9 protein-coding genes are annotated in these 15697 nt (G+C 35.9%); 3 read left to right on the top strand and 6 right to left on the bottom strand.

Annotated elements, in window-relative coordinates:
• The first annotated feature begins 151 nt into the window (after positions 1-151).
• A complete protein-coding gene (locus FYJ58_RS13615; protein ID WP_205839271.1) occupies positions 152-1444 on the top strand; it encodes a transposase family protein in 1293 nt (430 codons plus the stop codon).
• A gap of 343 nt (positions 1445-1787) precedes the next feature.
• Positions 1788-2147, top strand: coding sequence for a metal-dependent transcriptional regulator (locus FYJ58_RS13610; protein WP_154520257.1), 360 nt, complete (start codon positions 1788-1790; stop codon positions 2145-2147).
• 85 nt (positions 2148-2232) lie between these two features.
• On the opposite strand, the gene FYJ58_RS15110 is transcribed toward FYJ58_RS13610, so the two are convergent.
• The 4 genes from FYJ58_RS15110 to FYJ58_RS13595 form a co-directional block, all read right to left on the bottom strand.
• A complete protein-coding gene (locus FYJ58_RS15110; RefSeq protein WP_268892689.1) occupies positions 2233-2367 on the bottom strand; it encodes a hypothetical protein in 135 nt (44 codons plus the stop codon).
• Positions 2368-2425: 58 nt separating this feature from the next.
• Complete coding sequence (locus FYJ58_RS13605; RefSeq protein ID WP_154520256.1) at positions 2426-5077, bottom strand: translation factor GTPase family protein; 2652 nt, start codon at positions 5075-5077, stop codon at positions 2426-2428.
• Positions 5078-5158: 81 nt separating this feature from the next.
• Positions 5159-7573 (bottom strand): HD domain-containing phosphohydrolase, encoded by a 2415-nt coding sequence (locus tag FYJ58_RS13600; RefSeq protein WP_154520255.1) that lies wholly within the window; start codon positions 7571-7573, stop codon positions 5159-5161.
• Positions 7574-7847: 274 nt separating this feature from the next.
• A complete protein-coding gene (locus FYJ58_RS13595) occupies positions 7848-10787 on the bottom strand; it encodes an Ig-like domain-containing protein (RefSeq protein WP_154520254.1) in 2940 nt (979 codons plus the stop codon).
• Between the two features lie 203 nt (positions 10788-10990).
• Between FYJ58_RS13595 and FYJ58_RS13590 the strand changes: the two genes are divergently transcribed.
• Complete coding sequence (locus tag FYJ58_RS13590; protein ID WP_154520253.1) at positions 10991-12724, top strand: hypothetical protein; 1734 nt, start codon at positions 10991-10993, stop codon at positions 12722-12724.
• Between the two features lie 134 nt (positions 12725-12858).
• Here the strand turns inward: FYJ58_RS13590 and FYJ58_RS13585 are convergent, their stop codons facing one another.
• Together FYJ58_RS13585 and FYJ58_RS13580 are read right to left on the bottom strand one after the other, a co-directional pair.
• Positions 12859-13980, bottom strand: coding sequence for a phosphomethylpyrimidine synthase ThiC (locus FYJ58_RS13585; protein WP_154520252.1), 1122 nt, complete (start codon positions 13978-13980; stop codon positions 12859-12861).
• The gene (locus FYJ58_RS13580; RefSeq protein ID WP_154520251.1) at positions 13977-15227 is read right to left on the bottom strand and encodes a hypothetical protein; all 1251 of its coding nucleotides are present in this window, start codon (positions 15225-15227) and stop codon (positions 13977-13979) included. The genes FYJ58_RS13585 and FYJ58_RS13580 overlap by 4 nt, the downstream gene beginning before the upstream one ends.
• Positions 15228-15697: the final 470 nt, after the last annotated feature.

Raw genomic sequence — 15697 nt, 5'->3', positions numbered from 1 at the left:
TCATGCACATGTAATTACAATATCCGGAAAATCATATCGGCTTAAAGATCATATCCAGACTGAAAATTAAAAAAGTTGTACATTATTATTTTGGAACTTTTGTACATTTTTGTATTGACATTTATAGCAGGATAAGGGGATTGTGGATTTTATGATGGTCACAAACCATTTTTTCCATGACTTAGGGAAATGGATTGCAGAAATGGACGATCCAAGAAATCAGAGTTATATCACGTATCATCAGACCGATTTAAATTATTTAGCGATTCTAAAAAATGTATGCGGTCAGTTTTCCATGCGTGAGATGGAAGAGAACTTTAATAACGAGAATTGTATTCATACACTCAGTCTAATGTCTGGAAACACAAGGCTTAATGAAATGCCCCATTATGACACCTTGAATTACTATCTCGAAAGGCTGTCACCGGAATGTCTTTCAGATTTGAGAAAAAAGATGGTAACAAGTCTGATAAGAGGAAAACATTTTAATAGAAACCGGCTTCTCGGAAAACACTGGAGAGTGATACTGGACGGAACCGGATTGTCTTATTTTAAGGAAAAGCACTGTGAGAACTGTCTCTGCACAGAAAGACAGATGCCGGATGGAAAAAAGAAAAAATTCTATTACCACAAGGTATTAGAAGCCAAAATTGTGCTAAGTGACAGAGTCATAATCAGCCTTGGAACAGAGTTTATTGAAAAGGAAAAGGAAGATGTGAGTAAACAGGACTGTGAAATAAATGCGGCAAAACGCTTGATGGCAAGAGTAAAGAAGGAGTATCCAAGACTGCCCATCTGTATCCAGGGAGATGCACTTTATGCTGCAGAACCAATCATGCAGCTGTGCAGAAACAATCACTGGGAGTATTTATTTACGCAGAAAGATACACGGCAGAAACTGCTGAATGAAAGTTTTGAATGGATAAAGAGCGGAGGAGGAGCAGAAAAGAAAAACAGATTGTGCAAAGAAAACGGGGACGCCTGCTATGCCAATCATGTAGAGGAGGTTGCAGGGAAAAAAGAAGTTATGAATGTATTCGAATATGAATATGAAACGGAAGAGGAAGAAGGAACCAAGCATACAACACGATTCCAGTGGGTAACCAGTATAGAACTGACAAAACGAAAGATTGAGGAAATGGTACTCGCAGGAAGAGGACGCTGGAAAATAGAAAATGAGGGATTTAATAATCAGAAGAATGGTCTTTACCGGATCGAGCATCTTAACAGTAAAAACAGTAATGCCATGAAAAATCATTATCTGCTGACGCAGATATCGGATATCCTCATGCAGTTATATCTGGCATGGAATCCATACATCAGGGAACTAAAGCAGACAATAAAAAATACATCTTCAGGGCTACTGGAAAGTTTTCGAGGCCTAACAGTAACGAAAGAAGATGTATCCTACATCTCCAGATACACAACGGTGTATTTGGAATAACAAGGTTATTTTAACACAGGTGGTGGTCAAATGGAAGATGAAATAACAGAATATTTATCCACAAAATACAAAAATTGGATTTTTAGGCCTATTGGATGTGTATAAAATCCAAAATAATAGGAAGAATGTGGATAATTCTTAAAATACCTAGAGAGAAACATTAAGGGACGGAAATAATATTTTTTATTCCTCACCGCTGAATCTAATACATTTTGTTTGAGTTCCAATTAAACTTATGTTATAATAAAGAGATATCAGGGGGCAAAATATCTTTTGACCCCAACATCATAAGGAAAGTTTAGCATAAAAAACTATAATACGATGGAATTGAGGTGGAATATCCATGATTATAAACGAATCCGCTGAAAATTATTTAGAAACAATACTAATATTAAGCAAGGCTCGTCCCGTAGTCCGTTCTGTTGATATCGCAGAGGAATTGGGATTTAAAAAATCCAGTGTTAGTGTAGCAATGAAAAATTTACGAGAAAAAAATCACATCACTGTAACTAAAGAAGGCTATATCTATTTAACAGAATCCGGCAGAGAAATTGCTGAAATGATTTATGAGCGTCATGAGCTTCTTACTTCTTGGTTAGTTCAACTTGGAGTCGATAAAAATATCGCTTCTGAAGATGCCTGCAGAATTGAGCATGTTATTAGTAAAGAAAGCTTTGAGGCAATTAAAAAACATATTAAATAATTTGTACTTAGTTATAAAAGAAAAAACTGGTTTAGCAAATAGAAAATTAATATTTTAATTTTCACTTGCTAAACCAGTTTTTTCTCTAAATTATTTCTTCCTTTTGATAAACATTTTTTCCGCTTACAAATGTATGCTTTATATTAATTTCTTTGTCAAAAATTACAATATCTGCATCTTTACCTACTGCAACCAGAAGCAAAAATCCAAATAAATACATCTCAAGTAGCTTTTACTTAAGATGTATTTACCTTGTTATCACTATTTTGTTAAATATTCTATCTAATTCTGGTTTTCCCGGTCTGTTCTTCCAATTTCTGTTTTTCATCTGCTGACAAAGAATCAAATAAAAAGTTTCTTCCTTTTATCTGTTTATCCAAATACTCTGTCTGCAGTTCTTTACTTGCTTTTTCGATCTCTTCTCGTAATTCTCTTGCCGAAAGTAAAAGGCTTCCCTGCCCTCTTGTAATAATCTGTTCTAAACAATCCGACGTTGCAACTGTAACACGATACTTATTTTTATTTTGATGAGCAAATTTTTCAATAAATTGATCTGCTGTTTCTGCCTCTTTTGTATAAACAACATGTATATTATGATAGTCAAAAATCTCTTCCTGATGTCCCTGAACACGATAAGCATCAAATACAACAATCAGGTTACTTCCCTTTATTCCCTGATAATTACACAATATATCCATCAGTTTATCTCTTGCACTGTCGATATTAACTTTGGATAGCTCTTTTAAATCCTCCCATGCAAATATAATATTATATCCGTCAACTAACAAATACTCTTCCAACTTTTCTGGCTGATTCCATTTTCTCACTGTAGGTGTCGCTGCAAATTCTTTTTTTCGAGCCACACTTTTTTTCTGTAACGATTTGTCCTTTTGATTTGCATAGAATGTCCTTGCTAAAATGGAATCAATTTCTTCAACATCAATCCATTCCTCTTCTATATCATTTTTCCTGCCAGCAACTTTATTTTCATCAATTAGCTCAGTTTCTTCAACCAATTGGCTTTCAACATGCATGTAGTTCTTTACTTCATCCCAACCGACAAAAAACCCGGAACCATGGGAGCAAAATACGGAACCTGCAGGGTTTTCTATATCTTTTTCTGAATCATAATGAATCCGGTTAACTACCTCTTCTGTATTATGACATGGTTCATATCCCTTTAACGAACAAAAAAGTTTTCCCATTCCCTTTGTATATGCAATAACCTCTTTCTGATAATCCTGCATTGTTACGACTGGAGCAATTCCTGTTAAAACCGCTACATCACTTTTACTCTCTTGTATCTCAAACGTTCCATACATTCTTTCTATATCAGTCATAGCTCGTCCAATCAATTTTTCCGGTACTTCTAACCGATATTCATAATAAGGCTCTAAAAGAACAGATTCCGCCTGTTTTAACCCCTGTCGGACCGCCCGATAAGTTGCTTCACGGAAATCCCCTCCTTCTGTATGTTTTTGGTGTGCTCTTCCTGCCACCAAAGTAATTTTCACATCAGTAATTGCAGAACCCGTCAAAACACCCTTATGCTCCTTTTCTGCCAAATGTGTAAGAATCAATCGTTGCCAGTTCTTTTCTAACATATCCTCACTACAATTAGAAGAAATTGCAATTCCACTTCCCGGCTCTGCCTCTTCCAAAATCAAATGTACTTCTGCATAATGTCTTAAAGGTTCAAAATGACCCACACCCTCTACTTTTCCTTTTATTGTTTCTTTATAGACAATATTGCCTGTCCCAAATTCTACATTTATATGAAAGCGGTCTTTTATCAGACTCTTTAATATTTCCAACTGTACCTCACCCATAATTTGAACCTGAATCTCTTTCAATGTTTCATCCCATACAACATGAAGTGCAGGCTCTTCCTCTTCTAGAATTCGCAAGTTCGGAAGCATCGTAGCGGCATCACAGCCCAATGGCAATAAAACCTGATAAGTCAACACCGGTTCTAAAATTGGAGCAAATGATTGTTTTGCACTTCCAAGTACCTCACCTGGTTTCGTTTTTGACAGACCTGTAACTGCACAAATACTTCCGGCTGACACTTCATTTTCTACCTCATATTTTTCTCCGGAATAGACCCGAATCTGATTTACTTTTTCTCTATATCCTTCAATCTCTGTTTTTACTTTTAAACTCCCACCTGTTATTTTCATATAAGTTAATCTTGTTCCCTGAACATCTCTTGCTATTTTATATATTTTTGCTCCAAATGCATCGGGATAACAAGGGACTTTTGTGTATTGCCCGAAATCATTTAAAAATTCTTCCACTCCCTGCATTTTAAGTGCAGAACCAAAAAAACAGGGAAAGATTTTTCTCTCTGCAATAAACTGTCTTACTTTTTCTTTCTCAATGCTTCCCTGTTCTAAATATGCTTCTAACAATTCTTCATCACACATCGCAACCGTTTCATAAAAAGATTCCTTTTCTTTCTCGTTAAAATTAATGCAATTTTCACTCAAACGGCTTTTTAATTCTTGCAGAAGCATTTCCTTTTCTGTTCCATTTTGATCCATTTTATTTATAAATATAAATACTGGAATCTTATATTTTTTAAGTAAATGCCATAACGTTTCTGTGTGTCCCTGCACACCATCTGCTCCACTTACAATTAAGATAGCATAATCCAATACCTGCAAGGTTCGTTCCATCTCAGCCGAAAAATCCATATGCCCAGGTGTATCAAGAAGAGTGATTTGTGTATTATTCCATGAAAAAACTGCTTGCTTCGAAAAGATCGTAATTCCTCTCGCACGTTCTAATTCATAATTGTCCAAAAACGCATCTTTATTATCTACTCTTCCCAATTTCCGAATACTTCCACCAAGATAAAGCATTGCTTCTGATAAGGTCGTTTTTCCGGCATCTACATGAGCCAGTACTCCTACTACTAACTTTTTCATCTATGTTCTCTCTCGTTTCTATTCCTTTTATATTTCATATTTTCCTTTTGTTTCATCGTTCAAAAGTTTTTAGCATTACCATTATTTAACATTAATTTTTCCCTCTTTTATTAGTCGAATAAATATCTCTGCCAAGTCGGGATCAAATTGTGTCCCCTTATTCTTTTCCAATTCATCAACTGCATATTCAATCGGCATTGCCTCTTTATAAACTCGCTTTGAAGTCATTGCATCAAAACAGTCACAAACAGCTAAAATCCGTCCGAGCAATGGAATTTGTTCGCCTTTCATTCCTCTTGGATATCCCTTTCCGTCAAATCTCTCATGATGAGCGACAACTGCTGGAATAACGTAGTTCATATTCGGAAGAAAATGTATCATTTTAATAGAATTGGCAACATGCGTTTTCATAATTTCATATTCTTCCTCCGTCAATCTTCCCTTCTTTTTCAAAATATCTTCTGGGATTCCTATTTTTCCAATATCATGTAATAGACCAGCTTCCTTTACAATCCGAATTTCATCTTTTTTTAGTCCGGCCTCTTTTGCAAGTAAAACTGCATATTCTGAAACATTGACCGAATGTTGAAACGTATACGAGTCTTTTGCGTCAATTGCTGCTGTCAAGGCATATATTGTCGGTGCAATCTGGTCATACCCATTCCATTCCGGCTGTTCATTTTCTTTTTGTTCTAAGTTCATTTCATAAAGTTCAATTCGGTTTTTTCCGTTTCTTTTTGCAAAAAAATTAGCTTTTTCCGCCTGTTGCTGCAATTGCTCCAAATCTTTTGCCGTATCCGGATAAAATGCAATTCCGATACTTAGTGTAATTGATTGTAATACCTCTGGCTTTTCTTCATCATCTTTTGCAATGTTTTGTTGAATCTGCTTTGCAAGTTCAATTACTTCTTCTTTTCTTTGAAACTTGATATAAGTCAAAAATTCATTCGATCCAACCCGAAAAGACAATCCTCGTCCATCTACTGTTTTTAAAATCTGCTTACTACACCACCTTAAAACCTTATCTCCACAAGCTTCTCCATACAATTCGTTATATAATTTAAACCCATCAATGTCAAAATAAATAGACGCCTGCGAACTCCCAGTATCCAATCCTTTTTCCTTAAACTCTTTCAAATACGTACGGTTATATAACCCTGTCAAATCGTCATGAATCGAAACCTGATATACCTTTTCATAAACACTAATATTTTTTAAACAGATGGAAGCGTAGGCACTGATCTGCCTATAATACTCAAGTTCCATATAATTCATTTTTACTTTTGGAGGCAGTTTTAAAAAAATAAAACCTTTTATCTTGTTATCATACACAATTGGTGCGTATTTCGCTAACTCAGAAGCTTGTAAAGACTCTGCATTTTGCAATTCTTTCCCTATCAATTCCAATTGTTGCTCCGAAAAAGCAAGTTCTTTTTTATTCGTGCGAACAATTTCATACTTTTCTTTTTTTCTTACAAAAATGCAAATTGCAATTGTTGCATTCGGGAAAAATTTTTCTAATATTGCCATTGTCCGGTCAAAAAGTTCTTCTTCACTAAAAAGCGATGCCGTATTGTTGCGATAAGTCTGTAGTTGTTCTAATTTTTTCTTTGTATTTCGAATTAAAATTTGCTCTACTAATCTTCCTGCTAAGTAAATAACCAGTCCCGAAAATAACGTTAAAAGAATTACAAGAATAACTACAATTTCTCCTAATTGTTCAAAATCTTTATTGATATATTGTCCAGCATTTTTACCAAAATGCCACATAACAAAAAAAATCAAAAGAGCAGATACCGTATAAATAGTCCCAATTGCAGCTCTATAGGACATATCAAATAAATATTGCTTGTGCATAATAAAAACAATACAAAAAGCCAACACAAGTCCGCCTAATGTATCAAAAGGAAATACGTTTTCTGGTATTAGTGTTAAAAGGTTTCCTACAAATAAAGCAATTGTTCCTACAACCAAAGGAACGATTTTCTTCGCTTTAGGTCTGTCATCTCTAATACATTGATAAGTCATGGCAATGACATAAGCTATCATTATTCCCTCAATTATTGCTAAAACGTACGCCCCCGCCGGCATATAATAGCGGTAAACAATATCCCCGTTTGCCTCTACAATTACATTTGGTGGCGGAATCAAAATTCCCCAAATACTATTAACCACCGCTGCTAAAACGGTAAGAAAAAACTGAATCATCTTAAAAATTGGACTTTTAATCTTTAAGATATAAAATAAAAAATATGTAATTGATAATGGAATCAATACAAGCCCCAATATAGATATATTAAACCAAAACTCAATGCCCGGTTTTAATTGCAGACGCATAAGCGTTGCTCCTCCTGTCCATAATAAACAGGAAAAAAGCACAAATCGAAAATATTTAACAATTTTATTATTTGGTGCCTTCAAAAAACAAAGCATTAAAAAGAGATAACAGCACAATGCTCCCAGCGGTATCTCAATAAATGGTATACTTTTTATCATTTGTTATCCTCCTGCTTGTCCATTATTTTCAAACCCTCACAGCAACTACCTTTATTCTCCTACCTCTTGTAATATCAAATATTATACTTATTATATAATAAAAATTCAATATTGCAATCAGCATAAACTACCCATTTGCTTTTTTCTATTTGATGTTGGAAATTCAACATATATTCTCTTTATCTCTGTGATAAAAGAAGAACCAGAGTTCACAGCTAAGTGAACTCTAGTTCTTCTTTTATGCATATACTTGTTCATTCCCTTTTAATGCCTCTTAGTTTACTCCCACCTTCAGGGTAACCGTTTTTGTCTTACCATTCTTCAACGTAACTTTTGCCTCAATGGACACAGTTCCAGTCTTCTTTGCAGTAACCTTGCCACTCTTGCTTACCGTTGCAATGGTTTTATTACCGCTAGAATAAGTAATCTTCGCTACATTATCCATATCCAGCTTACTATTCAGCTGTACAGTGATCTTATTGCCTTTCTTTACTGTCACTGAAGTTTTCTTAAGTTTCACCGTATTAAGAATTGCTTTTTCAACCGATGCTGCTTCCTTCGTATCCATAAGCTGATATGTTTCACCCTTAGGAAGTGTCAGCTTAACATTGCCTTTTTCACTGACAGTATATGTTTTTGCATTGACAAGAACATATTTTCCAGTCTTTTTATTAACTACAAACACTTTTAACTTATTGCCTTCGTTAATATCCCCTGTGTCCGCTTTCACAACAAATTTCTTTGTTCCTGCAGAAACTGTCATTGTTATTGCAACCGATTCCGTACCAGCAGCATCTATAATCTGTGAAACTACAGAACCATCCAATGTTGCTGTTATACCCGTCTTACCAGTGGAACCTGTCTTGGTAACTTCCGCCTGAGCATTTGTAATCTCACCTGCGGCATTTTTTTCTACTGTTATCTTTGCATCCGCATTCTTAATAATCTGGTCAATAACAGTCACCTGGGTTATTCCAGTCACATTGCCTTGCCCATCCTTTTGTGTTATTGTGGTAACCTCTGCAGAATTTCCGACTTCATTCTTAACCACTTCTGTTTTGGTTTCTGTTGTAGTTCCATCCGGATTTGTAATTACCGTTGTATCCGGTGTAGACGGCTTTTCCGGTGTTTCAGCAACGCCGGAAGAAACTCCCGAATTTGTTCCACCTGTACCAGAGTCACCAGATGGGATTGTTACCTTCTTCTTAATAATTGTATATGTAGAAAACTTATCACTGGAGAAATTCACTACAATGTCATTGTTATTCTTTTCAACCATCACCGGAACTTCCGTATATTCTCCGCTATGGTCACGCACAATTGCCAAAGTTTCATCCGCTGCCAATGTAACCCCATCTAAATTAAGGGCAACATTAACTGGATTCTCCAGTTCTGCCAATCTATTTCTCCAGAATTTCTCTTCCGTAACTGCTAGACTACCATTTTTTGCCTGATACTGTTCTGTTTCTGACAATTTTCCTGCTTTCGCAACAATCTGATTGACTGTAACATCAAGGGATACCACTTTTGTTCCACTCACTACCTGCATTGCGGCAGTATCGTCATAATCCGTGTCATCGGCTACTGTTAATGCAACGTTTCCAGTTTCCACAGCATTTTCCGTTCCTGTAATCTGTGCACCGGAAACTTCACTAGCGGCTATACTTACAACATCGGACGCTTTCTCAAATACTGCTGAAAAATGTAAATTCGACGTTATTTTAAATGTAAACTGACTTGTAACTTTCTCATCTGGTATCAAAGGCATTCCATTTAAAGATGCACTTAAAATCTGATAACCTGGATCCGGCGTTAATTTTACCGTGACCAAAGAATTAACTGGAACATTACACTGTCCGCTGGCTTTCTCTGCAGCTTCTAGCATTTCTTCTGCTGAAAAGCCGCCATGTGCTCCATCATATCCTGGTCTTAGAGTATTATCGCCAAAGTCATAACCAGCCTTTCCAAGGAACACCACGAAATTTTCATCCATACCAGGATCAGCATGCCAGCCAGGCTCGTTGGAATAATATACATCACTTCCATCCCCACTGACAACCTTAACCAGCTCCACAGTTCCATTTTTCACCCAGTTGTCATCACTGACATGATCTCCTGCCGCTTCTACCTGCTCCTTGTACTTTGCATTCCACCAACTGATGTTCTTGCGACTGTCAAAAGGAAGGACGCCTCTGAGAATATAGTTCGCCGGCATCGAATTTAAATCAATAATCAATCCCTTAGTTGGGGTATCCACTCCATCTACTAGATAAGGCTTGCATTTCATGTAGTCTTCCCAGTCACGATTGTCATCAGACATAGTAACAAATCCACCAGTTCTATAATCATAGTAGGAAATCTTTACGTCTTCCTGACGGACTAAGTTTCCCTCGCTATTTTTCTGAAAGACCTCAAACCCCAGATGATTTCCGCCTAAGTCTTCTCCTGCCGTAAGTTTCATGTACTGACCTGACGGTGTAATTCCAAATAACTTGCTTTTAGCTTCCTGTTTTTGTTCTTCAGTTGCCGTCGTACTCTGTAAAGTGGATAACCATCCTTCTATTGCTGTTCGGCTTAGTTCAGCCTTAGGACCGGTCCAGCTATCCTTATCATTTGAAAATTCATACGTTATTTTTCCTTCAGAAGACCCAATCCAGGTCGAAAGAATATTGATGCCTTCTGACAAATATGGATCATAAGCATTCTCCCATGAGCCTTCTCCAACAGTTTCTTCTCCACCTCCATTTTCCAGTTCCACCATAAAATTAACAGAACTTGTTAAATATGTTTCCGCAGGTATATCCGCAAGAGTTGTTTTATGATCTGTCACTGTTAAAGTAGTATTGAAGTTATTTACACCATATACTTTCACTTTCATGCTTGTTGGATCATAGTTTTCATCCAGTGTAAACGTGACCTCATCCTCTTTCCCATATGGTACAACTACACTGGAATCCGAAACCGCTGCTACGATGCTGGAGCCAGAAACCACCCCAACTTCTACATTAACAAGCTTTTCTCCAACCTTATATGTAATCGTATTGTCACTGATTCCTACAACAGTACCACCTACAAAAGACACCTCAATTCCACTATCGGAATTTCCTGGTTCTTCTGCCTTGACCAGCAGTGGTATCTGTCCACTAATTAACATAGAGAAGGCCACCAAAACGCTTAGAAAACCAGCTATTGTCCTTTTCAGTTTTATCTTCATACCATATCACTCCTTTTACAGCTTGTTAATTTTGATTTAATTTTATCACAATTCTCTTGGTTTTTTCTGAAATTGCCAGATAAGTCATTTGACTATTTCGACAATTTTTTCTTTTCATCTTCTATTCTATACATTATAATGTAAGAAAAGCACTTAACGATATTCCCAAAAATTTAGCACAAGAAAAATCTAGGAGGATTTTTATGAAATTCAGAGATTATTTGAATCAATATATCAACCTACTGGGATGCTCTGCTAAAGAACTGGCAGAGGCCTGTGAATTATCATCTGCTGTCATCAGCCGTTATCGTACGGGAAATCGCGAACCTGCCCCAGACAGTGAACAGTTTAAAAAGCTCATCACCGGTCTAGTAAGGCTTGCCCAAGAAAAAGCCATTACGGATATAACGGTTCAACGGATTCATAAAGATTTTGAGTCTTCACTGAACAGGAAGAATTCCGATTATGAAAATTTTTTCAAAAATTTTGACAGTCTTTGCATTGTACTGAATATAAATATGAAAGCCTTGGCTCAGGCATCAAACTTTGATGTGTCTTATCTGTACCGGGTTCGCTCCGGTCAAAGACATCTCAGTGATCTAAACGCTTTTTGCAACAGCCTTTGTCACTATATCGTATCCTACCACAGCAATCCAGCTGATAAAAATGCAGTGGCTTCCTTGTCAGGCGTCCCTGTAGAAGCGTTTCAGACCGATGCTGACTATCTGGCACATCTGCAAAACTGGCTAATCAGCGACTCCGCCCCTCATCAATCCGATGATATGGAAAGATTTCTCCAAAATCTGGATTCCTTCAATCTTGATGATTACATTCGTTCCATCCACTTTGATGAATTAAAAGTACCTACTGTGCCTTTTCAACTGTACTCACCACGTTCCTATTACGGAATTGTGGAAATGCGAAAAGGAGAGCTGGACTTTTTTAAACATACAGTTCTGGCAAAGTCTATGGAGCCCATTTTCATGTGCAGCGATATGCCCATGTCAGATATGGCAGAAGATATGGATTTTAACCGAAAATGGATGTTCGCAATTGCCATGTCCTTAAAGAAAGGACTTCATTTGAATATCATTCATAATATTAATCGACCATTTCACGAAATGATGCTCGGTCTGGAAAGCTGGATTCCTATCTATATGACCGGACAAGTTTCGCCTTATCACCTGCCGAATGTATCCACCCAGGTGTACCATCATTTCAATTATGTGTCCGGAACAGTAGCACTGATTGGAGAATGCATCAGCGGACATCATGACCACGGCAAATATTATCTTACCAACAAGCACGAAGAAGTTGCCTACTATAAGCAAAAAGCCGCCGACCTTCTCTCAAAGGCACAGCCTCTTATGGAAATTTTTCGTTCAGAATCCAAGTCATTGTTTGAAACCTATCAACGTGCAGAAAGCGAAAAACCTGGTGACCGGCACAATATCTTATCCTCGCCGCCCATCTACACCATTGCACCGGAACTTCTTACACTGATTTTGGAACGTGCAGGGCTTTCGATGAAAGAAAAGGAGATGCTGTTACAGTATGCTCAAAACCAACGCCTCCTCATAGAAAAGACCTTAGAACATTCGTCCGTCTGTGATGAATTCGCAACCATCTCACCGGAAGAATTTCAGGAACATCCGGCACACCTTTCTTTAACGGATGCTTTTTATGAAACCGATTTCGTATACTCATATGATGAATACCTGGCTCATATCCGTCAGACAATGGAGTTTTCTGCTTCTCATCCCAATTATCGTGTTCACCCGACAGCCAAACAGACATTCCGCAATATTCAAATCCATATTATTGAAGGGAAATGTGTACGTCTGTCTAAAACCAAAACACCAGTCATACACTTTGTGATTCGCCACCCAAAAATGATAAGTGCTTTAGAAAATTTTATTGCCCCAGTGGAGGAATAAACATCCTCCGGCATCTGGTAATTTCAAAACCACCCAAATTTCATTTAAATAGGCTTACTCAATAGCAAAACGAGATACAGTTTTGCTATTGAGTCTTTTTAATCTCTCTTGAAACAGTTGTCAAATTCATGTCCTCAAAACCATAAAAGAAATGGACATTCCTCTTTGCATCTATCACATCCAATATTCTCTTTCATAATTCCCATACAGTTATTTTTTTTATTATTCTGTACTTTATTATATTTCTCAAAAAATCTAACATCATTTATACTATTTACAACTACCTGTGCTGATTTAAGTGCTTCATAAATCGAATTCGTAGTTGGTATACCTCCAGTATGTTCTTCTCGCGTAACTGCATTAATAATATCAGCCCCATCTAATATAGCCATATAAGAAGCCCCTATTGCAGCAGACACATGATCCCATCCAACTGCTCGATCCGTAGGTATTGACCCTAACGGCATAAAAGGTATATAAAAATCCTCTCTTATCAACTTAACATATTTTTTTAAGTCACCCAAAGAGATATGTCCAACACCTTCCATCATTACATCAATGCCTCTTTTGCGTAATACGTTTATTATATCTTTTTGCATTCTAATTTCATTTAACTGAATCTCATCCAATGCATCATACAAAGTTGACGGTCTAAAAGTTGTTCCAACACTTACTACTACAGAATATTTCTTTAATATTTTGCAAATATCATCAAAACATTCAAATAAAATATTCTGTTTTCTCTTATTAATATATAAATCTCGAAGCACTAAACTTCCACCTCTACTAATAACAGAAATATTTCTATCTATAGTCTTTCTATAAATTTCATCCACAGCAGTAAAATGTAACGTCATAAATGCTATACCATTTTGTGCCTGTCTTTCTATTTCTTCCAAAAACTTATTTTTATCTATTCCTTTCCTACTGTCAAAACATACGTATACAGGGACTGTACCCACAGGGCAACCAATTTCTTTTTGAATTAAATCATATAATGGCTTCTTTGTAGAAATAATACTTAAATCCATCATAGTATCTGGCAAAACATCAAAACATGCTATTTTAGATATTTTATCCGCTTCGTTTTTGAATTCGCTTTCATCACTTAATCCTACCGAACTATTTATTTTTAATTGCAACCCTTTTCCCACAAGCGTATCATATTTTTTACCTTTTAAGAGAACTACTTCATTAGTCTGCATTTTTTCTTTCAAGTTTTCAATATCGTTATGGTCATTATACCTTGTCTTCATAATATTACTCCATTAATACTCCTTTGCATTTTCTTCTTATATTCTTCTTTTATTATAAATTCTTTAAAATCATAAAACGATGTACTTGAAATAGAATTATTGATAATTTCTAATTTTTTCAAAATATAGGAAGATATAGCCGCTCCTCCCGAAACGCCTAACGCAATATTATTAATGTCACTACCAGAAAAATAATTAACAATTAAACCAATAAAAATCGTGCCTGATATCCCATAGATCGCTGACAACTTGCTCCAAATTCTACGTTTAATATTTTCTTGAAGTAACATTGCATTTATATGTTTATTTGTCTTCTTAACTATATTACTCTGCTCATAGTATATATTCTCAACAAGATTATTGTAGCTAATAATAAAATTCAAATATTCAGGTGAGTATTTAATTCGTAACAATTCTTCTACTGACAAAGACTGAATCATACTTTTATTAATTCCAAAATTTTTTAGCAGTTCTATATATATCTCCACATTTGCCTTATATACTAACTTATTTTCAGCTGACTTTGAAATGTAAAAATCACTTTGACTAGCCCTGGCATTTGCTCTCAAATACAACCATGATATTCTTTCCTGAAACATTAATTTCACATTTTGTGAGATATTTAATTTCAAAATATGATCAATTAATGTACTTCTAGAAAAATTTTCATAATCAACATCATTTTTCAACTCATGTAAAATAACCTTATAAAGTGAAGAATCAATATTGCTTCTATATAATATCATAGATATCGCATTAATATCTGTATTATTTGAAAGATCATTTTTCCACAAATCTATAAATTCTTCTTTGACTGATTTTTCTTCTAAGTGTAGACAACAATTCATACGATTCAAAAAGAGCATATCTTTTCTATCGTCCGAATCCGCTATTTCAGTCGCTAAGCTCGGAATTTCAAAGACTTTCTTATTTTTAAGATCTTTTGTTTCATTCTGCCGTTTTTCAAAATAATCTTTAATATCCCGTGTTTCTTTGCTCTTCCTTATTATTGGCAAAACATTTTCTGTTAATATTAATGGTTGAATTTTATACATAACCTCTTTCATTTGTTCCGATTGCCACATATATGCTGCGGGTATAAAAACAACATCATACAATAACGTTGCCATTTTTATTTTGAAAATCAACTCATCTTCCGTATATCCATTCTGTACAACTGTATAGGAGTCTGTATCACCTAAAAATATTTTTTTATTTTCTTTATATGAAGAAAGAAACTTTTCCATACTCATATCCTCCATATTATTTTACAAATCGCTGATAGTATCTTTAAAATCTTCTCTCGTGTAGAGTCGAACCACATTTCCAAGTCTCTGTCATAAAAACAATACATTACTTCACCTTCGCTATCCTTAGTCGTTTTCTTAAGGCAACTAACATATCACAAATTATATCAATTTTCGCTCTCCGCTCTGGATTTACAACAGCTGATTTTCCTTCTTGGCATATTCTATCATGGAATACGGGTCTGTCAAAACATTGTATAATCAATTCTAATCAGACAGTGAACTACCCCCACTTACAGAAGTGGGGGCTTCTTGCTTCAACCACTACTGCTTAGCAATACAACAGTTGTATTACTAAGTCTTACACAATGTCCACAAGCGTTGAGTTCGGCTGGTTCCCAGCCTACTGTGTAGGGTTGCCTACTGTCGATAATGCTTATACTTCGGTATACAACAGACGCAAACCTTCC

It is taken from the genome of Velocimicrobium porci (genome assembly GCF_009696045.1).
GTDB classification, from domain to species: domain Bacteria; phylum Bacillota; class Clostridia; order Lachnospirales; family Lachnospiraceae; genus Velocimicrobium; species Velocimicrobium porci.
This window is presented reverse-complemented; position numbering and strand designations above follow the sequence as displayed.